General features: G+C 71.4%; 1 pseudogene. It reads right to left on the bottom strand.

The features are described from left to right. Positions 1-78: 78 nt before the first annotated feature. Positions 79-276: pseudogene (locus SB751_RS30150) on the bottom strand (TonB-dependent siderophore receptor); the annotation flags it as partial.

The raw sequence follows: 276 nt of genomic DNA on the forward strand, positions 1-276 counted from the left end.
TGCCGCGCCCCGCCGGCGCGCGCCGCGATGAGGACGCCGGCGGTCGCGCGCCGGGCGTGGCGCGGGCTTGCGGCCGCACTAGAATTCCGCGGTCACGGACAGCAGCAGGGTGCGCGGCGCGGCAACCGTCAGCCCTTCGCGCGCGGCGGATTGCCAGTAGTGCTTGTTGAACACGTTTTCCACCGTCGCCCGCAACGTCACCGGCGTGCGGTTGATGTTCATGGCGTAGCGCGCGCCCACGTCGAAACGGGTCCAGCCAGGCAGTTGCTGGGTGTT

Source organism: Cupriavidus sp. SIMBA_020 (assembly GCF_046535395.1).
Taxonomy (GTDB): Bacteria; Pseudomonadota; Gammaproteobacteria; order Burkholderiales; family Burkholderiaceae; genus Cupriavidus; species Cupriavidus campinensis.